Source organism: Caulobacter sp. GW821-FHT10E02 (genome assembly GCF_059415225.1).
The window spans coordinates 776051-797675 of the sequence record NZ_JBWKMV010000002.1; the positions used below are offsets into that span (position 1 = coordinate 776051).

Genomic DNA, 21625 nt, shown 5'->3' on the forward strand with positions numbered 1-21625 from the left:
CTGCCTCGCGAATTCGCGATGCGCGCGGGGAGATATCGACATGGCGTCCTTGGGTCAGAAGGTCATGGGAGCCGCCGCCGGCGCGGCGCTTCTATGCGCGGCCACCGCCGGCACGGGCCTGTGGGTGGCGATGAGCCTCGACTCCGCCCTCACCCGCTCGGAGACCTCCGCCAAGATCCTGCGCCTGCACATGCACGCCGACATGATGCACGACGCCCTGCGCGCCGACGTCATGGGCGGGATCATGTCGTCCGACCCGGCTCTGGGCGTCGACCTCAAGGCCGTGCGGGCCGATCTGGCCGAGCACACCCAGGCCTTCAAGACCGACATCGCCACCAGCAACCAGTTGGCTGAGGACCCGGCCGTGAAGGCCGCCCTGGCCGACGTCGAGGCTCCGCTGGCGACCTATATCGCTTCGGCCGGCGAGATCGTCGGCTCGGCTGACACGGATTCCGCCGGCGCGCGTGCCAAGCTGCCCGGCTTCGCCACGCAGTTCTCCGCGCTCGAGACCAAGATGGAAGACGCCTCGACCAAGATCGAGGCCGCCGCCACCCGCGACGCCAAGGCCGCCAAGGCCATGAGCCTGCTGGGCCAGGTCGTCATGGGCGCCCTGCTGCTGGTCGCCGCCGCCTTCGCCGCCGTGCTGATGATCGCCGCCCAGAAGGGCCTGGTCACGCCGCTGGTGCAGATCACCAGCGCCCTGCGCCGCCTGTCGGCCGGCGACCTGTCGGTCGTGCTGCCCAAGACCCGCAGCCAGGACGAGATCGGCCAGATGACCGACGCCCTGCAGACCTTCCACGACACCGTCGAGGCCCGCCGCAAGGAGCTGGAGGCCGCCGACGTCCGCGACGCCCTGGAGATCGAGCGCGCCCAGGCCGAACAGCGCCGTGACGAGGCCGAAGCCACCCAGAAGGCCGTGGTCGAAAGCCTGGCCGCCGCCCTGAAGGCCATGTCCGAGGGCGACCTGTCCCAGCGTCTCGAGCGTCCGTTCCCGGCCGGCTATGAGAAGCTGCGCATCGACTTCAACGTCGCCGTCGAGAAGCTGTCGGGCGTCATCGCCGCCTCGCTGGGCGCCGTGAAGGCGATCCACGGCGGCACCGCCGAGATCACCGCCGCCGCCGACGACCTGTCGGGCCGCACCGAGCGCCAGGCCGCCAGCCTGGAAGAAGCGGTCGCGGCCCTCGACGAGATCACCAGCACCGTGCGCCTGACCGCCGAGGGCGCCAGCCGCGCCCGCAAGGTGGTCGAGCGCGCCCGTACCGCCGCCGACGCCTCCGGCTCGATCGTCACCCAGGCCGTCGAGGCCATGGGCGCCATCGAGAAGTCCTCGGCCCAGATCGGCCAGATCATCGGGGTGATCGACGAAATCGCCTTCCAGACCAACCTGCTGGCCCTGAACGCCGGCGTGGAAGCGGCGCGCGCTGGTGAAGCGGGTCGTGGTTTCGCGGTGGTCGCTCAAGAGGTGCGAGCCCTCGCCCAGCGCTCGGCCGACGCGGCCCGCGAGATCAAGACGCTCATTAGCGCCAGCACGGCCGAGGTCGGCCAGGGCGTGCAGTATGTCGGCAAGGCCGGCGAGGCCCTGCGCGCCATCGCCGACGAAGTCGACCAGATCGACGGCCTGGTCGGCGAAATGGCCGCCTCGACCCAGGAACAGGCCCGCGGCCTGGCCGAGGTCAACACGACCATGAACCAGATGGACCAGGTCACCCAGCGCAACGCGGCGATGGTTGAGGAGACCACGGCGGCCAGCCACGCGCTGGCGCAGGAAGCCACGCGCCTGGCCCAGCGGATGGGTGAACTGCGGATCGCGGGCGAAGCAGGGCAGCGGCGGGCGGCTTAGGCCGCCGTCCAGTCTCCCGACTTCCCGCCGGTCTTCTCCAGAAGCCGCACGGCCTCGATGACCATGCCCTTCTCGGCGGCTTTCAGCATGTCGTAGATCGTCAGGCAGGCCACCGAGACGGCGGTCAAAGCCTCCATCTCGACGCCCGTCGGGCCCGTGGTCTTGACCCGCGCGGTGACCGACAGCCCGCCTTCACGAGGCTCGACCTCGACCACCACCTTCGACAGCGCCAACGGATGGCACAGCGGGATCAGGTCCGAGGTCTTCTTGGCCGCCATCACCCCGGCCAGTTCGGCCACGGCGCGGACATCGCCCTTGCGGCCCGAGCCCGACACCGCCAGGGCCAGGGTCTCGGCGCTCATCCGCACGAAGCCCGTGGCCACCGCCTCGCGGGCCGTCGCCGGCTTGTCGGAGACGTCGACCATCCGGGCTCGCCCCTGGTCGTCGATATGGGTGAGCTTGCTCACTGCTCCAGCAGCCTCGGCATCAGCTCGACCATGTTGCAGGGCTTGTGGCGGCTGTCGAGCTGGGCGGAGATGACCTTGTCCCAGCCGTCGCGCACCGCGCCGTTGCTGCCCGGCAGGCAGAACACGAAGACGCCGTCGATCAGCCCGGCCGTGGCCCGCGACTGCAGGGTCGAGAGGCCCACCGAGGCGTAGGACACCAGGTGGAAGATCACCGAGAAGCCGTCGATCTTCTTGTCGAACAAAGGCTCCAGCGCCTGAGGGGTGACGTCGCGGCCGGTCAGGCCGGTGCCGCCGGTGGTGACGATGGCGTCGACGGCCTTGTCGGCGATCCAGTCGCGGACCTGCTGGCGGATCTGCTCGACGTCGTCGCGGACCACCGCCCGGCCGCCCAGCTCATGGCCGGCGGCCTTGACGCGATCGACCAGGATCTGGCCCGAGGTGTCGCTCTCCTCGTCGCGGGTGTCGGAGATGGTCAGCACGGCCACGCGGACCGGCTTGAACGGAAGGTCCGGCTTGATCCCGCCGCCCGGCTTCAGCGCTTCGGTCATTCCGCTCTCCATTCAATCCCAGCGTTGCGCGTCGGTCCTATCGCGGTCCGTCGGCTCGATCCAGCGCGCGCCGTCCGGGCCGTGTTCCTTCTTCCAGAAGGGCGCCCGGCTCTTGAGGTAGTCCATCAGGAAGTCGCAGGCCTCGAAGGCCTCGCGGCGATGGCCGGCGGCGGTGGCGACGAAGACGATGGCCTCGCCAGGGCCGATGCGGCCCGTACGATGGACGATATGGACGTCGTGAAGCTTGAACCGTTCGATCGCCGTCTGGGCGATCTCACCGATCGCGGTGTCGGTGAAGCCGGGATAGGCCTCCAGCTCCAGCGCCGCCGCAGCGCCCTGCTCCGCACGGGCTAGGCCGACGAAGGTGGCGACCGCGCCGGTCTCCTGGCGATCGGCGCAAAAGGCGGTGACGAGCGCGCCGGGCTCGAACGGCTGGTCGGTGAGGGTGACGATCATCCGCCGCTCATCGGCGGCAGGAAGGCGACCTCGGTCGCGGCGGTCAGGGACGCCTCGCCGCGCACAATGGTCTTGTCGATAGCGACCTGGACGCCGGGACCGGTCAGAGCGTCGCCAAGTTCGGCCGACAGGATGTCCCGCAGCGTCGCCAGATCCCCGGCCTCGACCATGCGGTCGCGCCAGCCGGCCTGGTCGGCCAGGCGTCCGAACAGCAGCACCCGCGCCATCGCCTAGCCGCCCGTCGTGGACATGTGCCGCGCCACGGCCGGGCGGGCGATCTGGAAGTCGTGGCCCTTCGGTTTGGACCCGATCGCCGCGAAGATGGCCGCGCGCAGCTCCGCATCTGTCGCCCCGCCGCGCATCACCGCCCGCAGATCGCTGGCGTCGTCGCGGCCCAGGCACGTGTGCAGGGTGCCGGTGCAGGTCAGCCGCACTCGGTTGCAGGTGTCGCAGAAATGGTTGCTGAGCGGAGTGATCAGCCCCAGCCGCCCGCCGGTCTCGGCCACCCGCACATAGCGGGCCGGGCCGCCGGTGGCGTGGTGGATGTCCTCCAGCGTCCAGAACGCGGAGAGATCGCGGCGGACGTCCTGCAGCGACAGATACTGGTCGGTGCGATCCTGGTCGACCTCGCCCATCGGCATGGTCTCGATCAGGGTCATGTCGCAGCCGCGCGCGTGGGCCCACTGGATCAGGTCCGGCAGTTCGGCCGCGTTGTCGGCCTTCAGGGCCACGGCGTTGATCTTGACCGCGATCCCGGCCGCCAGGGCCGCGTCGATCCCGGCGATGACCCGCTCCAGGTCGCCGCCCCGCGTCAGGGTGCGGAAGAGGTCGGGCTTGAGGGTATCCAGCGAGACATTGATCCGCCGCACGCCGTGACGGGCGAGGTCGGCGGCGAAGCGCTCCAGCTGGGTGCCGTTGGTCGTCAGGGTCAGCTCATCCAGCGCCCCCGTGCGCAGATGGCGCGAGAGGCTAGCGACAAGGTCCATGAAGCCCTTGCGCACCAGCGGCTCGCCGCCGGTCAGGCGCAACTTGCGCACGCCCAGACCGACAAAGGTTGAGGCCAGGCGGTCCAGCTCCTCAAGGGTCAGCACCTCGGCCTTCGGCAGGAAGGTCATGTGCTCGGACATGCAGTAGAGACAACGCAGGTCGCAGCGGTCGGTGACCGAGACGCGCAGATAGGTCACGGCGCGGCCAAACCCGTCGATCAACTGGGTCGGCGTGTGAACCGCTTGCGCTGGACTGTCGTCATAGGGCGTCATGTCTGCCTGTAAGAATAGGCGCTGGAGCCCATGACGCAAAGCGATACGAACGGGTTAGACGCCATCGTGCTGGCGGCCGGCCGTGGCGTGCGCTTCGGCGGCGGAAAACTGCTCGCCCTGCTGGATGGCGCGCCGCTGGTCGCTCACGCCTTGCGCACGGCCTTCCTGTCGCCGGTCCGGCGTGTGTTCGTGGCGGTCGCCGATCCCGCCGTGCGCGCGGCGGTCGAGAGCACGGCGCAGCGGTTGAAGGCTTCCGAGCGCCTCGTGGTGGTCCCCGTCGAGGACGCTGACGAGGGCATGGGCGCCTCGCTACGAGCCGCCGCCTCGGCCCTTCCAGAGGACACGGCGGGCGTCTTCGTGTTCCTGGGCGACATGCCGGCCGTCGATCCAACGACGCCCGCCCTTCTGGCCCGGGCCTTGGAAACCCCGCACGACATCGTCGCACCCCTGTATCTGGGCCGTCGCGGCCACCCGGTGCTGTTCGGCGCGACCTGGCTGCCGGCGCTGCGGGCGCTGTCCGGAGACGAAGGCGCCCGCGCCCTCTTGGAAAGCGCGGGCGCCCGGTTGGCGCGGATCCCTGTGCAAGACCCGGGGATCCACCTCGACGTGGATCGACCCGAGGACCTCGCCCGCGCCATCGAAGGCCGCTGAGGCCGGGCTCTCCCCCGAGGCCCGGCGACGACCTTCGCCCGTTAGATCAGTGTAGCGGTGAGTCCTCGCTGATGACGATGCGCTTGATCTCGGCGATCAGCCGCAGGGCGGCGGCGGAGTCGCCGCGCTCCTGCAGAGCCGCCAGCTTGGGCAACAGCACCCGAAGGATCTGGCGGTGATCATGGCTGAGCCCGACCACGCTGCGCTTGAACTCGGCGGAGTCCTCGGCGTCGGCGATCGCGTCGAGGTCAGGATCGAAGTGCTCCTTCATGGCCGCGCCCTCGCGCGCGCACGGTCAGCGCGGTGGCGACGACCATGACCACCAGCAGCAGGTAGCCCAGCACGGCGTAGGCGCTCTGCCAGTAGAACCGATGGAAGTGCGCCGGGTAGGCCACGAACGGCGTCAGCACCTGCAGGAAGCTGAGCGCCACCATCACAGTGCTCCACAGCCGCCGCCACCTCAGCGAGATCCAGGTCATGACCAGCGTCGCATTCAGATCGACGACGATCACCGGCAGGTTCCAGCCCTGCCACCAGTGGCTGACCAGCGGGGTGATGCTCCAGAAGAAGATGCTGGCCATGGCCGTCGCCTTCAGCGGACGGTCGCCCACCCAGAAGGCCACGCCGCAGATCACCCACATGACGACGTAGCTGACGGACGCGAGATATTCGAACAAACGCTGATCTCGAAGAACACGACGCCCCGTGGTCGCGGAGGGCCGATGATCTGGCGCTAGACCGTTTCATGCAAAGGAAATCCTGTCGCGCGGCGCGGGCCGCACGTTGGGGACGCTGGGATTTCGGAGAGAAGAGCGGACCGGGGCCTAGCTGTAGTGCGGCGCCATGATCCGTTCGACCGCCTTGATGAAGTGGTGCAGGCCGATGGTGGTCACCGCCAGCAGCACCGCGGTCACGGCCGTCACCACCAGGATCAGGCCGAGCCACTGGGCGTTGGTCAACTCATGGCGCCAGTCCCGCCGCTGAGCGGCCGGTCGTCCGCCAGGAACGCCGTCGCCGCCAGGACCCTCAACAAGGTCCGCGAGGACGGCTCGCCAGTCGCCTGGGCCTTGCGCAGGGCCGACACCGTCTCCGGCACCAGGGCGCCGCGCTCCGGCGTCCCCGCCAGCAAGGTCAGGCAGTCCTCCAGCGAACCCCAGCTGGTCACGAAGCCGTTCGGGCTCGTGGAAGGGGCGGTATGGGTCGGGCTGTGCTCGTTCATCGTCGCTTCCGATCTTGCGATCAGAAGGCGGCAGGTCGGTAAGCGCTGCCAGAGAGTCTGGCTGCCTACGGTAGTCGTTACCGGGGTCGCCGCCCTCCCAGGCCACGAAGGCCAGGGCCGCGTCGCGGCGGCTCATGCCCGACAGGCGCCGGCGGGCGCTGAGCACGTGCATCTCGACGGTCTTGGGCGACAGGTTAAGCGCCCGGGCGATCTCCTTGGACTGGAGATGCGCCGCGATCAGCCGCAGGATCTCCCGCTCGCGCGGGGTCAGCTTTTCAAACGCGGTACTGACGCTCTGAACCATGCGCCCAAGATGGGCGGCCCAATTGTTCCCGTCTACCGAGCAGAACGGGTAATTGTGCCAAATCAGGTTCCAGATCGAACGAACGGCAGGCGCGTGGTCGCGGTCTTGTTCAGGGCGAACAGGGCGTTAGCCACGGCCGGGCCGATCACCGGCGTGCCGGGCTCGCCGACCCCGCTGGGCGGATTGCCGGAGGGGACGATGTTGGTCTCGACCGTCGGCGCCTCGTTGATCCGCAGCACGCGGTAGGTGTCGAAATTGCTCTGATCGACCTGGCCGTCGGTGAGCGTGACCTCGCCGAACAGGAAGCCCGACAGGCCGTAGCAGGTGCCGCCTTCCATCTGCGCCGCGATCTGGTCGGGCGAGACGGCGACGCCGCAGTCGATGGCGGTGACCACCCGGCCGACGCGCGGGGTCCCGTTCTCGACCTTGACCTCGGCGACCTGGGCGACGACCGAGCCGAAGCTCTCGTGCACCGCTACGCCGCGCGTCCAGCCGACCGTCGGGGCCGAGGCCTTCTCGAGCGCCAGGTTCAGCGCGGCCAGGTGCCGGTCGGCCCCGGCTTTCGTGTAGAGCGCCCGGCGATATTCGATCGGGTCCTTGCCGGCCTTGGCGGCCAGCTGGTCGATGGTGTGCTCCATGACGAAGGCGGTGTGGGTCGCGCCGACCGAGCGCCACCACAGCACCGGCACCCCAACGTCGGGCAGCGCCACCTGGGCGTCGACGATCGGCGTGGCCTTAAGATACGGCGAGCCGGCCGTGCCCTCGATCGCGGTCTGGTCGGGGCCTTTGCCGCCCATCGGCGAGCCCTTCATGATCGACTGGCTGACGATCCGATGGCGCCAGGCGGCGGGATAGCCGTCCTTGTCCAGCTGCACCTTCACGGCGTGGACGGTCAGCGGCCGGAAATAGCCGGCCCGCATGTCGTCCTCACGAGTCCAGACCAGCTTCACCGGCCGGCCCTTGCCGACCTTCTTGGCGATGTGGACGCACTCGGCCACGTAGTCGGACTGGAAGTTGGCGCGACGGCCGAACGAGCCGCCGGCGAACAGGGTCTCGATCTCGACCGAGCCTGGCAGGCAGCCGACGATCTTGGCGGCGGCCAACTGGTCCAGGGTCTGGCCCTGCGAGCCGAAGGTCAGCTTGACCTTGCTGCCGTCCACGGCCGCGACGCAGTTCATCGGCTCCATGGTGGCGTGGGCCAAGTACGGGAACTCGTAGGTCGTCTCGAAGACGCTGGCGCCTTTGGCCGAAGCCAGCGCCGAGGCGTCGCCGCGCACGTCGAAGCCTTCCCACTTGGTGTCGGTGTTCTTGCCGCTGGCGACATCGTGGAACAGCTGGGCGATGGCGGCCGAACCACGCTTCTCGGCCTTGTCCTCGTCCCACTCGACCTTCAGCGCCTCGCGGCCCATGCGGGCGGCGTAGGTGCTCTGCGCCACCACCGCCACGCCGGTCGGGATCTCGTAGACGTCGACCACGCCGACGACCTTCTTGGCCTCGGCGGCGTCGAAGCTCTTCACCTTGGCCCCGAAGCGCGGGCCGTGGGCGACCACCGCGACCAGCATGTCGGGCAGGCGGACGTCCTGGGTGTAGCGGGCGGTGCCGTCGCTCTTGATCTGGGCGTCCTTGCGGCGCACCCGGTCGGTGCCGATCAGGGTGAAGGTCTTGGGGTCCTTCAGCTTGACGTCGGTCGGGGCGGGGACCTTGGCGGCGTCGGCCAGCAGCTCGCCGAAGCCGGCGGTCTTGCCCGAGGTGTGGGTGACGACGCTGTCCTTGACCGTGATCTCGCCGACCGCGACGTTCCATTTGTTGGCGGCGGCCTGGACGAACATGGCCCGCGCGCCGGCCCCGGCCTTGCGCAGCTGGTCCCACGAGTTGGAGATCGCCGACGAGCCGCCGGTCAGCTGCGCGCCCAGGGCGCCGTTAGCGTACAGTTTGGCGTTGGCCGGGGCCTGCTCGACCTGGACCTTGGTCCAGTCCGCGTCCAGCTCCTCGGCGACGATGGCCGCGAGGCCGGCGTGGTTGCCCTGGCCGAACTCGACGTGCTTGGAGATCACCGTCACCACGCCGTCGGGCGCGATCTTGATGAAGGGCCCAAAGGCGCCGACCTCGACCTTGGAGCCGGCGCTCATGATGTCGGCGGGCGAGCAGCCGACCAGCAGCGTGCCGCCGACCAGGGCCGAGGCGACGACGACGTCGCGGCGGGTCGGGACGGGCTTGAAGGGGGCGTTCATCGGCCGGCTCCACGGTTGGTGGCGCCAGAGCCAGCGACGATGGCCTCGTCGATGTCCGCGTGCTTCTCGCCGGTGGGCGGGCCGAAGTCGGCCGCGTCCTTGATCGCCGCGCGGATGCGCTGATAGGCGCCGCAGCGGCAGATGTTCCCGGCCATGGCGTTGTCGATGTCCTCGTCGGAGGGCTTGGGCTTCTGGGCCAGCAGCGCGCAGGCCGACATGATCTGGCCCGACTGGCAGTAGCCGCACTGCGGCACGTCATGCCGGACCCAGGCCTGTTGCACCGGATGCTGGCCGCCCAGGCCCTCGATGGTGGTGATCTTGGCCGTCCCGACCGCCTCGATCGGCGTCACGCACGAGCGGATCGGCTGGCCGTCCAGATGCACGGTGCAGGCCCCGCACTGGGCCATGCCGCAACCGAACTTCGTGCCGGTCATGCCTAGCTCGTCGCGCAGCACCCACAGGAGCGGCGTGTCGGGCGAGGCCTGGATCGAGGTCGGCTTGCCATTGATGTCGAGGGTCACGGCCATGCGTCGATATCTCCTGCGCTGCCGGAAACCTAACACCGTTCAGTCTCTTGGGAACGTCCAGCAATGTAAAAACGCTTCCGCAGGTGCGAAGGCGGGCGGGCGCCGTCTTCGAAACCCGCTATGCTCGCGCTCGCACCGAACGGAGGGTTCCTCTTGCGCCGCGTTCTTGTTCCCCTCGCCGTTCTGGCCGTCGTCCTGGCCGGCTGCGCCACCGTGGCCCCGATGGACTCGACCGACGCGCCGATCCGCTACGGCTGCAAGGCCGGCAAGCGCTTCACCTCGGCCTACGCCCTGCACGGCAAGAAGGTGGTGGTCACCGCCGGCGGCGTCAGCAAGACCCTGAAGCTGGCCCGCTCGGCCTCCGGCGCGCGCTACACGGCCGGCGACGCCGAGCTCTGGAGCAAGGGCGCCGACGCCATGCTCAAGGGTTTCCCCGGCGGTCCGTACGCTGACTGCCGCTCTCAATAGTTTCGAGGACTTCGCGTTGGATTCCTTTCCCGCATACTTCCCCCTGGCCGGCCGCAAGGTGGTGATCGCTGGAACCGGCGACGCCGCCGACGCCAAGGCGCGCCTGTTCGAGGGCTCGCCGGCCACGATCATCCGGCTGGAAGGTCACGACGCCTATCTGCCCGGTTCCTATACCGGCGCGATCCTGGCCTTCATCGCCAGCCAGGACGAGGTGTTCATCCAGGCGGCCGCCGGCGCGGCGCGGGCGGCGCGGGTGCTAGTCAATGTCGTCGACCGGCCCGCGCTCTGCGACTTCAACACCCCGGCCGTGATCGACCGCGGCGAGGTGGTGGCGGCCGTGGGCACCGGCGGCTCGGCCCCGGTGCTGGCCACCATGCTGCGCAATGACATCGAGGCCCAGGTGCCGGAAGGCACCGGCCGGGTCGCCGCCCTGCTGCAGAAGTTCCAGGGCGAGGTGCGCGGCGCGCTGCCTGCTCTGCACGAACGCCGGGCCTTCCTGCGCGACGCGGTGCTGGGCGAGGCCGCCCAGGCCGCCCGCGACGGCGACATGGACCGCGCCGGCCAGCTCTTCCGCGAAGCCCTGGCCAAGGGCTCAGCCCGCAAGGGCTTCGTGCGCTTCATCGCCGGCAAGGGTCCCGCCGACCTCCTGACCCTGCGCGCCAGCCGGGCCCTGGGCGCGGCCGACGTGCTGGTCCTGGACGGCGACGCCGACCCGGAGATCGTCAAGATGGCCCGCCGCGACGTCGACCGGCTCGATCCCTCAAGGGCCGACGCCGAGCACCTGGTGCAGTTGGCCCGCGAAGGCCGCCAGATCGTCCGACTGATCACCCATGCCATCGACCCGGCCATGGTCCACGCCCTGACCCAGGCCGGCGTCGCGGTCGAAGTTCTGCCGGCGGCGACCGCCTAGTCCAGCGGCCGCTCCTTGGTCTCCGGCAGCAGGAAGGCCGTGGTCAGCACGCTGATCAGGGTGAAGGCGATCGGATACCAGAGGCCAGCATAGATGTTGCCGACCGCCGTCACGATGGCGAAGGCGAAGAACGGCACGAAGCCGCCGACCCAGCCGGTGCCGATGTGATAGGGCAGCGACAGGGCCGTGTAGCGCACCCGCGTCGGGAAGAGCTCGACCAGGCAGGCCGCCAGCGGGCCGAACAGGGCCGTGGCCCCGAGCACGAACACGAACAGCACGGCCAGCATCAGCGGCTTGTTCATCCGCGCGGGATCGGCCTTGGCCGGATAGCCGGCCTTGACCAGGGCGGCCTTGATCTGCGTTTCGACGCCGGTCTTCACCGCCTTCACCTCGGCCTTGGGAAGGCCTTTGGCGCTCTTGGAGACGATCTCGGCGCCGCCGATCTTCATCACCGCCACCGAACCGGCCGGAGCCTTCTCGTTGGCGTAGGAGACCCCGGCGTTGGCCAGGGCGCTCTTGATGATGTCGCACGAGGTGACGAAGGCGGTCTTGCCGACCGGGTCGAACTGCAGCGAGCAGTCCTTGGGATCGGCCACGACCACCACCGGTGACTTGGCGGTCGCCTCGGCCAGAGCCGGGTTGGCGGCCTTTTCCAGCAAGTGGAAGCCGGGGAAGTAGAACAGCAGGGCCAAAGTCATGCCGCCCAGCATCACCGGCTTGCGGCCGATCTTGTCCGACAGCCAGCCGAACACGACGTAGAACACCGCGCTGATCGCCGTGGCGGTCATCATCACGCCGTTGATGGTGACGGCGTCGACCTTCAGGAACTTCTCCATGAAGGTCTGGGAATAGAAGAAGGTCGTGTACCAGACCCCGCCCTGGGCGCACATCATCGACAGGAAGGCCAGGATGACCAGCTTCATGTTCTTCCACTGGCCGAACGCCTCGGCATAGGGCGCCTTGGAGGCCTGGCCCTCTTCCTTCATGGCGGTGAAGGCGGGGCTTTCGGTCAGCTTCATCCGCATCCAGACCGAGATGCCCAAGAGGCCGATCGAGACGGCGAACGGGACGCGCCAGCCCCAGGCGTCGAAAGCTTCCGTGCCGACCGTGGCGCGGGTGGCCATGATCACCAGCAGCGCGCCGAACAGGCCGAAGGCGGCGGAACTCTGCACCCACGAGGTCGACCAGCCGCGCTGGTTCTTGGGCGAGTGCTCGGCGACATAGATCGCCGCCCCGCCATATTCGCCGCCCAAGGCGAAGCCCTGCACGCAGCGCATCAGGATCAAGAGGATCGGCGAGATGATGCCGGCTTGCTGATAGGTCGGCAGGAAGGCGATGGCGAAGGTCGCGCCGCCCATCAGCAGCACCGTGGCCAGGAACGCGCCCTTGCGGCCGGCTTGGTCGCCGATCTTGCCGAACACCAGCGCGCCCAGCGGCCGGAACGCGAAGCCGACGCCGAACAAAGCCAGGGCGGCGATATAGCCGGCGGTGTCGTTGAGGCCGGCGAAGAAGGTCTTGGAGATGACCTGGGTCAGGCTGCCGAAGATGAAGAAGTCATACCATTCGAAAGCCGTGCCGGCCGACGAGGCCGCCACCACCGTGCGCATCGAGGCGCGTTCCTGACCGGCTTCGGCCATCTTTGTTCCCCCCGTATTTTAGCCCTGCTTAGCGTGGTTCAGGCCTTGGGGGAACGGGGTTAGGCGACGGCGCCCTCGCGCTCGGCCGAGCCTTGCGACAAGCGGACAATCTCGGCGACCAGGGCGGCGGGCGAGATCGGCTTGGCGGCCACCCCGTCCATGCCGGCGGCGCGATAGGACGCGCGCTGGTGGGCCATGACGTTGGCGGTCAAAGCGATGATCGGCGCGCGGGCTTCCGGCCCCGGCAGGGCGCGGATGCGGCGGGCGGCTTCCAGCCCGTCCATGCCCGGCATCTGCACGTCCATCAAGATCAGGTCGAAGGCCCCGTCGCGCGCGGCCTCGACGCCGGCCGCGCCGTCGTCGGCGACGCTGACGCTGGCTCCGAGCTGCTCCAGGATCCGGCGGGCGACCAGCTGGTTGGTCGGATTGTCCTCGACCACCAGGATCTTCAGACCGTCCAACAGGTCATCGCCGTCAGGCTCGGCCACGCTGGGGGCCACCGCCGGCGGGGCGGCGATGGTCAGGGTGAAGGTCGAGCCCTCGCCCGGCGTCGAGCGGAACGACACCTCGCCGCCCAGCATCTGGGCCAGCTTGCGGGTGATGGCCAGACCCAGGCCCGAGCCGCCGAAGCGGCGGGTGGTGCTGGCGTCGGCCTGCTGGAAGCGCTCGAACAGGCTGGTCTGGGCCTCCAGCGGCACGCCGATGCCGGTGTCGATCACGTCGAAGACCAGACGCGGACCGTCCGCCGTCATGACCTTGCGGCCCCGGACAGTCACCGAGCCCTTCAGGGTGAACTTCACGGCGTTGCCGATCAGGTTGAACAGCGCCTGGCGCACGCGGGTCGGGTCGGTCTCGATCCAGCCCAGGTCGTCGGCCAGGTCCAGTTCCAGCCGCAGTCCCTTGTGCGAGGCCTGGCCGGCCAGCAGGCGGGCCACGCCCCGGACCAGCTCGCGCGGATCGACCGGCTCGCGGTTCAGGTCCAGGCGCCCGGCCTCGATGCGGGAGATGTCGATCACGTCGTCCAGCAGGGTCGACAGCATCTGGCCAGCGGCCAGGGCCTCTCCCAGAAGGTCGGCGCTGTCGCCGGCGGGCAGCTCGCGCTTGAGCACGTGCATGACCCCCAGCACCCCGTTCATCGGCGTGCGGATCTCGTGGGACATGTTGGCCAGGAACTGGGCCTTGGCCTCGTTGGCGGCCTGAGCGGCGCGCTCGGCGGCCATCAGGGCCAGCTCGGCCTTCTTCTTCTCGTCGATGTCGAGGACCAGGCCGACCGCCTTGCGGGCGATGCCCTGGGTGTTGCGGCGGACGTCGTGGAAAATCCGGGCCCAGCGCGCCTCGCCTTGCGGCGAGATCAGGCGGACGTCGTATTCCTGGGTCCCGCCAAGGCCGGCGCGCCACCATTCGACGGCGCCCTCATAGACCCGGGCGCGGTCCTCGGGATGGACCATCGGCCAGATGGCCTGGCGCACGTCGTCATAGACGACCCGGCGGCCCATCATGCGGTGGAACTCGGGCGAGCCCCAGAAGGTCTCGGCCTCGTGGTCAATCTCGTAGACGGCGGCCCGCGCCGCGCCCAGGGCGACCTTCAGCCGGCGGGCGTTGATCCGCGCCTCGCGCCGCGCCGCCGTCAAGGCGGTGACGTCGTCCATATAGGTGATGACGCCGACGATCTCACCGGTCCCGTCCAGCCAGGGCCGGGCCTCCCAGCGGAAGGCGCGCTCCACGCCCTCGGCGTCGAACAGGCGGTCCTCGCGGCGGGCGACGACCTCTCCGGAAAGAGCCCGGGTGACCCCCGCCACGAAGCGACGACGGCCGCCATTGGTCAGCTCGGTCAGGGTCTTGCCGATGACCTGGGCCTCGGTCGAACGGAAGATCTCCAGGAAGCGCGGGCTGACCAGGCGCAGGCGCATGTCCACGTCGTAGACCGCCACCGCGAACGGGGCGTCCTCGACCAGGCGGCGGGCCCGGCGCTCGCTCCAGATGGCCTTGTCGCGGCTGCGGGCGACGTCGGTGATGTTCTGGGTGATGCCCTTCAGGGCGAACAGATGGCCGCGCCGCTCGCCGGCGCGATAGGTGCTGCGGAAGGTGTGCCAGCGACCGTCGTCGCCGCGCAGCCTGAACTCGACCGCCCCGCCCTCGCCCGTGCGGGTGGCGCGGCGGAAGGCCTCGTGCACCGGCTCGCGCTGGTCGTCGGGCAGGCGGGCCAGGAACCGTTCGGCCGTCGACACGTCGGCCGGCGACAGGCCCAGCAGCGCCAGCACGTCCGGCGACCAGTCGATGCGCTCGCCTTCCGGCTCGTAGCTCCAGATGCCGATGCCGGCTTCCTCGGCCAGGATCTCGCGGGTGCGTCGGGCCGATTCCAGCTCGGCCCGCGTCGCTACCTCGGCCGAGATGTCGTGCATCAGCCCGATCATTTCGCCGTTTGGACCCAGGCGCGAACGGCCCTGCACCCACACGGTGCGACCGTCCTTGCAGCGGATCCGCAGTTCGTTGACGACCGAACCGGACTCCCGCATGCACCGGCCGCTGTCGATCAGGGCGTCCTGGCTGTCGGGATGGCAGAATTTCAAGGTCGGCTGGCCGATCAGCTCCTCGGCGGTCCAGCCCGTCAGGGTGGTCCAGGCGCCGTTGACGCTGACGAAGCGGCCCTCGGGCGAGACCACGGTGAAGAGGTCATTGGCGTTGTCGAAGAGCCAACGCGCGGCTTCCGCCTCGCCAAACGGCGAGGGCGCGCGATCGGCCCCTGCGTTATCTCGCCCCTGTGACATCAGGTCTCCGCCAAGTTGGGCGGATCGTGGAACGCAACCGTAAACTTATGGTTCGCAAAGCCGACCGATGTTCCACGAACGTGCTCATTAAGCACGTTATTTTCAGACCTCAGCCCATTGGCGCAGCAGGTTGTGATAGACGCCGGTCAACGACAGGACGCCCTCGTCGTCGGCCTCGACCTTGCGGGCCAGGCGCTGGATGGCGACGTCCATCTCCAGCAGCATCGTGCGCTTGGCGTCGTCGCGGATCAGGCTCTGAATCCAGAAGAAGCTGGCGGTGCGGCGGCCGCGGGTCACCGGCGTGACGTGGTGCAGGCTGGAGCTGGGATAGAGGATCATGTCCCCCGCCGACAGCTTGACGACGTGGTCGCCATAGAGGTCGTTCACCACCAGCTCGCCACCGTCATAGTTCTCCGGCTCCTCCAGGAAGAGCGTGGCCGACAGATCGGTGCGCAGGCGACGGCCGCTGACCGGATCGCGGCGGATGGCGTTGTCGACATGGTCCTTGAAGCCCATGCCCTCGCCATAGCGGTTGAACATCGGCGGCAGGATGAACTCCGGCAGGGCGGCCGAGACGAACAGCGGATTGGCGTCCAGGGCGCGGAGGATCGCGTCGCCGACGGTGCGGGCCGCATCGCTGTCCTGCGGCAGCTGCTCGTTGGTCTTGGCCCGCGCGGCCTGGAAGCCCGAGGTCAGGTTGCCGTCGACCCACGGGCCGGCGTCCAGGATCGCCCGGCACTCGGCGACCTGGGCCTTGGTCAGCACCTCTGGGATTTGCAGCATCATCGGGCGCGTCCTTATTGCGACTCGTTCCTAGCACGGCGTGTCGCATCTTCTTTGATCCGGATCAGCCCCAAACGTAAAGCGCCCCGCCCGGCCATGGGGTAGCCGGACGGGGCGCGGAACGTGAAGTCCGGTAGTCGGGGAGGACTAGTACTTCACGTTGAAGGTCAGGATCGCCTGGCGGCCAGGCGCCGGATCGGCGTGGTGCACGCCGTTGGTGCGGGCAATGTAGCGTTCATCCGTCAGGTTCTGGACGTTCAGCTGCAGGTCCAGCTTCGGGCTGATGGTCCACGAGGCGAAGGCGTCATAGCGCGTATAGGACGGCGCATAGACGCGGTTGGCGCCGCCGCCGGCGCCGCCCTGGTTGCCGCCGAAGCTGGTCGACACGTAGTAGGCGCCGCCGCCCAAGGCGATCTGGCGGGTGATCTTGTAGGTCGTGAAGGTCGAGAAGGTGTGCTTGGGCGTGTTGGCCAGCGGGTCGCCCTGGTTGACGCCGGTATAGGCGCCGCGGATCAGCTCGCTGTCCATGTAGGTGTAGCCGCCGAACACCTGCCACTTCGGGGTGACATTGCCCGAGAAGCCGAGCTCGAAGCCCTTCACCTCGACCTCGCCGACCTGGGCGTAGGTGTTGGCGTCGATCTGGATCTGGGCGTTCTTGCGGGTGGTCTTGAAGATCGCCGTCGAGAGCGCCAGCGTGTCGTGGAAGACGTTGGCCTTGGCGCCCAGCTCGTAGCTGGTGCTGTCCTCCGGCTCCAGCTGCACCGTGGCCAGGTTGCCCGTGCCCGTGGTGGTGTTGCTGTTCTGGTCGCCGCCCGAGATGCCCGGAGGCGTCGAGGACGTGCCGTACGAGGCGTAGATGCTGGAGCTGGCCGTCGGCTTGTAGACCAGGCCGACTTGGTAGTTGGTGAAGTCCCACTTGCCGCCGCGCGGCACGTAGGTCACGCCGGTGACCACGCCGTTGGCGCTGGTCGCCGAGGCGTCGACGCCGCTGCTCTCGTAGCTGTCGTGGCGCAGGCCCAGGTTCAGCGAGACCTTCTCGCCGAACTTGATGGTGTCGAAGCCGTAGATGGCGGCGGTCTTGGTCAGGTTGCGCGTCACCGGGCCCTTGTTCAGGGTGCCGACCCAGACGTCGTCGGCGTTGGGCTTGTAGACGAGCGTGCAGTCGCCGCCGCCGACGCTGGTCAGGGTCGCCGCGGCGATCGTGAAGCCGGTCGGGCAGGCCGAGGTCGTCGTGCCGTAAGGCAGGTAGCTGGCGTTCTGGTTTTCCTCGCGGCTCAGCTCGATGCCGATGTCGAAGCTGTGCTGCAGGCCCGCGAAGGTCTTCTTGCCGTGCAGGTCGGTGACCGCGGCGACCGTCTCGGTCGGGTTCCAGCGGCTCTTGGTGCCGCGCTTCATCCACCACTGGCCCTGGACGAACTGGGCCGCGCCGCCGTCGCCGGGGTTGGTGACCAGGTAGTCGTTGACGCTCTTGGAGTAGCGGACCACCTGGCGGACATTCAGGTCGTCATCGATCTTGTGGTCGATGGCGAAGGTGGCGATGTCCGACTTGGTCTTCTGGAAGTCGCGGCTCTTGATGCCGTAGAAGCTGCGACGGTCGACGTTCAGGATGCCCGAGGCCGTGCGCGGCTCGGTGGTCTTGGTCAGCAGCGGGATGCCGTAGTCGGGCATCTGGTTGGTGTCGAGGTGGTAGTAGGCCACCGTGATCTGGGTGTCGCCGTTCAGGCCGATGGCCAGCGAGGGCGCAATGCCCCAGCGGTCGAAGTCCACGGCCTTGCGGCCCGGGGTGTTGCCCTGCGCGCCCAGCACGTTCAGGCGCACCGCGACGCTGTCGTTGATCGCGTAGTTGAGGTCGGCCGTGGCGCGGACATAGGCGTCGGTGCCGACGCCGACCGAACCGCGCGCGAAGCTGTCGGCCTTCGGAGACTTGGACGACAGGTTGATGCTGCCGCCGCCCGAACCCCGGCCGCTATAGGCGCTGTCGGGGCCCTTCACGACCTCGACCTGCTCGAGGTTGAAGATCTCGCGGGTCTGGCCGCCGCTGTCGCGGACGCCGTCGACGAAGATGTTGTTGGCCGAGCTGGCGCCGCGGATGAACGGCCGGTCAGCCAAAGGCTGACCTCCCTCCCCGGCGCCGAAGGTGATGCCCGGCGAAGTGCGCAGGATGTCCGTCAGCGAGGTGGCGGCGGTCTGCTCGATGATCTTGGACGTGATGACCGTCACCGACTTGGGCGTATCGACCAGCGGAGCGGTGAACTTGCTCGACGAGGGATCGGCGACGCGGCGGGCGTCGATCTTGACGGTCGAGACCTCGGTCTTGTCATCAGCGGCGGTCGGGGCGGCTGCGGAAGCGGCGGTCGCGATCGGCGCGGCGGCGTCGGCTTCAGCGGCGGCGGCGGCGGCGTGCGCCAGGCCCAGGCCGGCCAGACCGGCGACGGCGGCGACGCCCAAGGCGCGACGAGGCCGGCTCACAACGCCGGCGGAGTTCGGATTACGCATGATCGTCCTTGATCCCCGATGGGCCCGGGAGGAAGGGCCCGTCTTGAAATTGCGAGGCGTTCTTATCGATCCTGCAAGGCAGTCGCAATGATAATCGTTCTCAATTGCGGCGGATGTGGCGGAAAAGTGACGCTTTGAGCGTGGACCGCCCCCGAACAGCGCGCGACGTGCTAGAGCGGGGCCGTTCGCAACGGAGTCCGCCCATGCCCGACGCCAAGACCTGGATCGCCTTCGCGCTGGTGTGCCTGGGCATGGCTCTGACCCCTGGGCCGAACATGCTCTATCTGGTCAGCCGCTCGATCTGCCAGGGCCGTTGGGCCGGGATCGTGTCGCTGATCGGCACGGCGGCGGGCTTCGTGGTCTATCTGCTGTGCGCGGCGCTGGGCATCACCGCGCTCTTGATGGCCGCGCCGATCGCCTACGACATCCTGCGCTTCGGCGGCGCGCTGTATCTGGCCTGGCTGGCCTGGCAGGCGATCAAGCCGGGCGGCGCCTCGCCGTTCCAGGTGCGCGAACTGCCCAAGGACAGCCCCGCCAAGCTGATCACCATGGGCTTCGTCACCAACATCCTGAACCCCAAGGCGGCGATGCTGTACCTGTCGCTGCTGCCGCAGTTCATCAAGCCCGAGCACGGCGGGGTGTTCACCCAGTCGCTGGTCCTGGGCCTGACCCAGATCGCCGTCAGCCTGAGCGTCAACGCCAGCATCTGCCTGGCCGCCGGGACCATCGCGACCTTCCTGGCCACGCGGCCCAGCTTCGCCCTGATCCAGCGCTGGCTGATGGCCACGGTGCTGGGCGGCCTGGCCGTCCGGATGGCCACCGAGGCGCGTCGCTAGACCTTCTCTTGACGGCGGTGGCGGTGCGGGGGCCTATCCGCCGTGAATTGGAGCCCGCCATGAAGACCGCCCTCGCCACCGCCCTCGCCGTCCTCGCGCTCGCAAGCGGGGCCCAGGCGTCCAGCCTCAAGGCCTGCGCGGTGCCGCCCAAGGTGATCCCGGCCCCGGCCGAGATCCCACCGGCCGATGAGGTCCACCCCGACGTGCCGATCGCCGCCTATCTGCTGGCGCTGTTCTGGTCGCCCGAGGCCTGCCGCGCCGGCATCCCGGAGTCGGACAAGGTCATCCAGTGCCAGAACAACAGCTTCGGCTTCACCGTCCACGGCCTGTGGCCGAACGGTCCGGACAAGGTCCATCCACGCTACTGCAAGCCCAGCCCGCCGATGAGCCCGGCCACGGTGAAGGCCAACCTCTGCATGACCCCCTCGCCCTGGCTTCTGCAGCACGAGTGGCAGGCCCACGGCACGTGCCATTGGGACAGCCCCGAGGCCTATTTCAAGAAGGCCCAGAAGGTCCGTAAGGGCCTGAACGTCCCTGACCTGGCTCCGGCCAGCGAGATCATGACCGCCGGCCAGATCCGCGACGCCTTCCTCAAGCACAACAAGGGCATGACCCGCGACGGCCTCAATGTCCGCGTCAAGGACGGCCGCCTGACCGAGGTCTGGGTCTGCCTGGACCTGAAGTTCAAGCCCGCCGCCTGCCGAGGCGGCAACGGCGCCCCGGATGCCTCGCAGGTGCGGGTGACGCCGCGGGGGTAATCTCCTTCTCCCCTTGCGGGAGAAGGTGTCAGCGCAGCTGACGGATGAGGGGTCGCGCAAACGAAAACCGCCGCGACGGCGGTGAGGCTGTCGCGGCGGATATCATCTTCAACCCCTCACCCGACCGCCTTCGGCGGCCACCCTCTCCCGCAAGGGGAGAGGGATAAGGGTGCGAAGCTCTAGCCCTCGATGAAGGCCAGCAGGTCCTTGTTGATCGTCTCGGCCTGCGTGGTCGCCATGCCGTGCGGGAAGCCCGGATAGGTGATCAGCGTGCCATTCTTCAGCAGCTTGATCGCCTGGCGCGCCGAAGCGTCGATCGGCACGACTTGGTCGTCCTCGCCGTGCAGCACCAGCACCGGCACGTCGATGGTCTTCAGGTCCTGGGTGAAGTCGGTCTCAGAGAAGGCGGCCACACAGTCGTAGAGCGCCTTGACGCCGGCCATCATGCCCTGGCGCCACCAGTTGTCGATCACGCCCTGACTGACCTGCGCGCCCTCGCGGTTGAAGCCGTAGAACGGGCCGGCGGCCACATCCTGGAAGAACTGGGCGCGGTTGTAGGCCGTGCCATTGCGGAAGCCGTCGAACACCTCCAGCGGCAGGCCGCCCGGATTGGCGTCGGTCTTCAGCATCAGCGGCGTCACCGCGCCGACCAGCACGGCCTTGGCGACGCGGCCGGGCTCGGCGCGGGCCACGTAGTGGGCGACTTCGCCGCCGCCGGTCGAGTGACCGATGTGGATGGCGTTCTTCAGGTCCAGATGCTTGGCCAGGCCGATGACGTCGGCGGCGTAGGTGTCCATCTCGTTGCCGGTGTCGGTCTGGCTGGACCGGCCGTGGCCACGGCGGTCATGGGCGATGACGCGATAGCCCTTGGCCAGGAAGAACATCATCTGGGCGTCCCAGTCGTCCGACGACAGGGGCCAGCCATGGTGGAAGACGATCGGCTGGGCGGTCTTGGGACCCCAGTCCTTGAAGAAGATCTGCGCGCCGTCCTGGGTGGTGAAATAGCCGCTGGTCATGTCCGTTATCCCTCTGTTCGGAGGCCGTCTGGCCCGTTCCGTTGTTCCGATGAGGAGAGAATGGACGCGACCGATCGTCGCGGATATGGAAACTATGGAAATCCATCGTTTCTTATTATGTGCTTCTAGAACCCCTTCAGCGCCCAATCGTAGCGCTGAGCCGGCTGGTAGCCGAGGGCGGGGTTGGCGCGGACGATCTCGCGCAGGGGCTCGTTCAGATCGCGCATGACGACGTCGATCAGCGCGCTGCGGGCCGCACGGATCGCCTCGTCCTTGGGGGCGGTTCGCGAGCAGGCAGGGCATCGGGCGACCTCGCCGCCGTCGCCACGCACCACCTGGACGTCGACACGACAATCGGCGCACTGCACGACGTGGTCGGCCATGGCTCCCTCCCGTTCCTCAATCCAAATTGGAACAAAGAGGCAACTTCAGCAAGCCTGAAACGCAAAAC

At 68.8% G+C, this 21625-nt stretch carries 23 protein-coding genes and 1 pseudogene; 6 read left to right on the forward strand and 18 right to left on the reverse strand.

All coding sequences use genetic code 11. The annotated features are described in order from the left end of the window. The first annotated feature begins 40 nt into the window (after positions 1–40). Positions 41–1840 carry a methyl-accepting chemotaxis protein gene (locus AC07NI_RS13430; protein ID WP_494619768.1) on the forward strand — a complete coding sequence of 600 codons (1800 nt, stop codon included), beginning with the start codon at positions 41–43 and terminating at the stop codon, positions 1838–1840. Here AC07NI_RS13430 and moaC read toward each other — a convergent pair. The 5 genes from moaC to moaA are packed head-to-tail and all read right to left on the reverse strand — an operon-like array spanning position 1837 to position 4570. Then, positions 1837–2307 (reverse strand): cyclic pyranopterin monophosphate synthase MoaC, encoded by a 471-nt coding sequence (gene moaC, locus AC07NI_RS13435; RefSeq protein ID WP_494619770.1) that lies wholly within the window; start codon positions 2305–2307, stop codon positions 1837–1839. The genes AC07NI_RS13430 and moaC overlap by 4 nt on opposite strands. Then, entirely contained in the window at positions 2304–2855 is a 552-nt protein-coding gene (gene moaB, locus AC07NI_RS13440; RefSeq protein ID WP_494619772.1) for a molybdenum cofactor biosynthesis protein B, read from the reverse strand. Before moaB ends, moaC begins: the two co-directional genes overlap by 4 nt. Before the next feature lie 12 nt (positions 2856–2867). Continuing rightward, complete coding sequence (locus AC07NI_RS13445; RefSeq protein ID WP_494619774.1) at positions 2868–3311, reverse strand: molybdenum cofactor biosynthesis protein MoaE; 444 nt, start codon at positions 3309–3311, stop codon at positions 2868–2870. Continuing rightward, entirely contained in the window at positions 3308–3538 is a 231-nt protein-coding gene (locus AC07NI_RS13450) for a MoaD/ThiS family protein (protein WP_494619777.1), read from the reverse strand. The genes AC07NI_RS13445 and AC07NI_RS13450 overlap by 4 nt, the downstream gene beginning before the upstream one ends. Before the next feature lie 3 nt (positions 3539–3541). Beyond that, entirely contained in the window at positions 3542–4570 is a 1029-nt protein-coding gene (gene moaA / locus AC07NI_RS13455) for a GTP 3',8-cyclase MoaA (protein ID WP_494619779.1), read from the reverse strand. A 30-nt stretch (positions 4571–4600) separates the two neighbouring features. Here moaA and AC07NI_RS13460 point away from each other — a divergent pair, with 30 nt between their 5' ends. Continuing rightward, entirely contained in the window at positions 4601–5221 is a 621-nt protein-coding gene (locus AC07NI_RS13460) for a nucleotidyltransferase family protein (protein ID WP_494619783.1), read from the forward strand. A 46-nt stretch (positions 5222–5267) separates the two neighbouring features. On the opposite strand, the gene AC07NI_RS13465 is transcribed toward AC07NI_RS13460, so the two are convergent. The 7 genes and pseudogenes from AC07NI_RS13465 to AC07NI_RS13495 all read right to left on the reverse strand — a co-directional run bounded on the left by AC07NI_RS13465 (position 5268) and on the right by AC07NI_RS13495 (position 9502). Continuing rightward, positions 5268–5492, reverse strand: a complete 225-nt coding sequence (locus tag AC07NI_RS13465; protein WP_494619786.1) for a hypothetical protein — start codon at positions 5490–5492, stop codon at positions 5268–5270. Further along, on the reverse strand, positions 5470–5898 hold the full coding sequence (locus tag AC07NI_RS13470) for a hypothetical protein (protein WP_494619789.1): 429 nt from the start codon (positions 5896–5898) through the stop codon (positions 5470–5472). Before AC07NI_RS13470 ends, AC07NI_RS13465 begins: the two co-directional genes overlap by 23 nt. A 147-nt stretch (positions 5899–6045) precedes the next feature. Further along, positions 6046–6180: a hypothetical protein gene (locus AC07NI_RS13475; RefSeq protein ID WP_494620559.1), complete on the reverse strand. Its 135-nt coding sequence runs from the start codon at positions 6178–6180 to the stop codon at positions 6046–6048. Next, a complete protein-coding gene (locus tag AC07NI_RS13480; protein WP_494620532.1) occupies positions 6177–6440 on the reverse strand; it encodes a hypothetical protein in 264 nt (87 codons plus the stop codon). The genes AC07NI_RS13475 and AC07NI_RS13480 overlap by 4 nt, the downstream gene beginning before the upstream one ends. Positions 6441–6564: 124 nt before the next feature. Next, positions 6565–6744: pseudogene (locus tag AC07NI_RS13485) on the reverse strand (LuxR C-terminal-related transcriptional regulator); the annotation flags it as partial. A 62-nt stretch (positions 6745–6806) separates the two neighbouring features. After that, positions 6807–8975, reverse strand: coding sequence for a xanthine dehydrogenase family protein molybdopterin-binding subunit (locus AC07NI_RS13490; RefSeq protein WP_494619792.1), 2169 nt, complete (start codon positions 8973–8975; stop codon positions 6807–6809). Next, on the reverse strand, positions 8972–9502 hold the full coding sequence (locus AC07NI_RS13495) for a (2Fe-2S)-binding protein (protein ID WP_494619794.1): 531 nt from the start codon (positions 9500–9502) through the stop codon (positions 8972–8974). Before AC07NI_RS13495 ends, AC07NI_RS13490 begins: the two co-directional genes overlap by 4 nt. 153 nt (positions 9503–9655) lie before the next feature. Between AC07NI_RS13495 and AC07NI_RS13500 the strand changes: the two genes are divergently transcribed. Both AC07NI_RS13500 and AC07NI_RS13505 read left to right on the forward strand, forming a co-directional pair. Continuing rightward, a complete protein-coding gene (locus AC07NI_RS13500) occupies positions 9656–9970 on the forward strand; it encodes an MliC family protein (RefSeq protein ID WP_494619796.1) in 315 nt (104 codons plus the stop codon). Between the two features lie 16 nt (positions 9971–9986). Next, entirely contained in the window at positions 9987–10880 is an 894-nt protein-coding gene (locus AC07NI_RS13505) for an NAD(P)-dependent oxidoreductase (protein WP_494619800.1), read from the forward strand. On the opposite strand, the gene AC07NI_RS13510 is transcribed toward AC07NI_RS13505, so the two are convergent. The 4 genes from AC07NI_RS13510 to AC07NI_RS13525 all read right to left on the reverse strand — a co-directional run bounded on the left by AC07NI_RS13510 (position 10877) and on the right by AC07NI_RS13525 (position 18564). After that, entirely contained in the window at positions 10877–12517 is a 1641-nt protein-coding gene (locus AC07NI_RS13510) for an MFS transporter (protein WP_494619803.1), read from the reverse strand. The genes AC07NI_RS13505 and AC07NI_RS13510 overlap by 4 nt on opposite strands. Positions 12518–12576: 59 nt before the next feature. Continuing rightward, positions 12577–15285, reverse strand: a complete 2709-nt coding sequence (locus AC07NI_RS13515; protein ID WP_494619808.1) for a PAS domain S-box protein — start codon at positions 15283–15285, stop codon at positions 12577–12579. A gap of 102 nt (positions 15286–15387) precedes the next feature. After that, positions 15388–16071, reverse strand: a complete 684-nt coding sequence (locus AC07NI_RS13520; RefSeq protein ID WP_494619812.1) for a Fe2+-dependent dioxygenase — start codon at positions 16069–16071, stop codon at positions 15388–15390. 144 nt (positions 16072–16215) lie between these two features. After that, positions 16216–18564, reverse strand: a complete 2349-nt coding sequence (locus AC07NI_RS13525; protein WP_494619814.1) for a TonB-dependent receptor — start codon at positions 18562–18564, stop codon at positions 16216–16218. 203 nt (positions 18565–18767) lie between these two features. Here AC07NI_RS13525 and AC07NI_RS13530 point away from each other — a divergent pair, with 203 nt between their 5' ends. Together AC07NI_RS13530 and AC07NI_RS13535 are read left to right on the forward strand one after the other, a co-directional pair. Beyond that, positions 18768–19400: a LysE family translocator gene (locus AC07NI_RS13530; protein ID WP_494619817.1), complete on the forward strand. Its 633-nt coding sequence runs from the start codon at positions 18768–18770 to the stop codon at positions 19398–19400. 59 nt (positions 19401–19459) lie between these two features. Next, a complete protein-coding gene (locus tag AC07NI_RS13535; protein ID WP_494619819.1) occupies positions 19460–20158 on the forward strand; it encodes a ribonuclease T2 in 699 nt (232 codons plus the stop codon). 179 nt (positions 20159–20337) lie between these two features. Here the strand turns inward: AC07NI_RS13535 and AC07NI_RS13540 are convergent, their stop codons facing one another. Together AC07NI_RS13540 and AC07NI_RS13545 are read right to left on the reverse strand one after the other, a co-directional pair. After that, positions 20338–21174 (reverse strand): alpha/beta fold hydrolase, encoded by an 837-nt coding sequence (locus tag AC07NI_RS13540; protein WP_494619821.1) that lies wholly within the window; start codon positions 21172–21174, stop codon positions 20338–20340. A gap of 125 nt (positions 21175–21299) precedes the next feature. Further along, entirely contained in the window at positions 21300–21557 is a 258-nt protein-coding gene (locus AC07NI_RS13545) for a hypothetical protein (RefSeq protein WP_494619823.1), read from the reverse strand. Between the last annotated feature and the right edge of the window lie 68 nt (positions 21558–21625).

Bases quoted from the DNA above. Each gene is read 5' to 3' on its own strand.
- AC07NI_RS13520 (WP_494619812.1), bottom strand. From the start codon at position 16,071: ATGATGCTGCAAATCCCAGAGGTGCTGACCAAGGCCCAGGTCGCCGAG.
- AC07NI_RS13465 (WP_494619786.1), bottom strand. From the start codon at position 5,492: ATGAAGGAGCACTTCGATCCTGACCTCGACGCGATCGCCGACGCCGAG.
- AC07NI_RS13525 (WP_494619814.1), bottom strand. From the start codon at position 18,564: ATGCGTAATCCGAACTCCGCCGGCGTTGTGAGCCGGCCTCGTCGCGCC.
- AC07NI_RS13450 (WP_494619777.1), bottom strand. From the start codon at position 3,538: ATGGCGCGGGTGCTGCTGTTCGGACGCCTGGCCGACCAGGCCGGCTGG.
- AC07NI_RS13530 (WP_494619817.1), top strand. From the start codon at position 18,768: ATGCCCGACGCCAAGACCTGGATCGCCTTCGCGCTGGTGTGCCTGGGC.
- moaB (WP_494619772.1), bottom strand. From the start codon at position 2,855: ATGACCGAAGCGCTGAAGCCGGGCGGCGGGATCAAGCCGGACCTTCCG.
- AC07NI_RS13535 (WP_494619819.1), top strand. From the start codon at position 19,460: ATGAAGACCGCCCTCGCCACCGCCCTCGCCGTCCTCGCGCTCGCAAGC.
- AC07NI_RS13490 (WP_494619792.1), bottom strand. From the start codon at position 8,975: ATGAACGCCCCCTTCAAGCCCGTCCCGACCCGCCGCGACGTCGTCGTC.
- AC07NI_RS13545 (WP_494619823.1), bottom strand. From the start codon at position 21,557: ATGGCCGACCACGTCGTGCAGTGCGCCGATTGTCGTGTCGACGTCCAG.
- AC07NI_RS13515 (WP_494619808.1), bottom strand. From the start codon at position 15,285: ATGTCACAGGGGCGAGATAACGCAGGGGCCGATCGCGCGCCCTCGCCG.
- AC07NI_RS13430 (WP_494619768.1), top strand. From the start codon at position 41: ATGGCGTCCTTGGGTCAGAAGGTCATGGGAGCCGCCGCCGGCGCGGCG.
- AC07NI_RS13510 (WP_494619803.1), bottom strand. From the start codon at position 12,517: ATGGCCGAAGCCGGTCAGGAACGCGCCTCGATGCGCACGGTGGTGGCG.
- AC07NI_RS13460 (WP_494619783.1), top strand. From the start codon at position 4,601: ATGACGCAAAGCGATACGAACGGGTTAGACGCCATCGTGCTGGCGGCC.
- AC07NI_RS13445 (WP_494619774.1), bottom strand. From the start codon at position 3,311: ATGATCGTCACCCTCACCGACCAGCCGTTCGAGCCCGGCGCGCTCGTC.
- moaA (WP_494619779.1), bottom strand. From the start codon at position 4,570: ATGACGCCCTATGACGACAGTCCAGCGCAAGCGGTTCACACGCCGACC.
- AC07NI_RS13495 (WP_494619794.1), bottom strand. From the start codon at position 9,502: ATGGCCGTGACCCTCGACATCAATGGCAAGCCGACCTCGATCCAGGCC.
- AC07NI_RS13480 (WP_494620532.1), bottom strand. From the start codon at position 6,440: ATGAACGAGCACAGCCCGACCCATACCGCCCCTTCCACGAGCCCGAAC.
- AC07NI_RS13540 (WP_494619821.1), bottom strand. From the start codon at position 21,174: ATGACCAGCGGCTATTTCACCACCCAGGACGGCGCGCAGATCTTCTTC.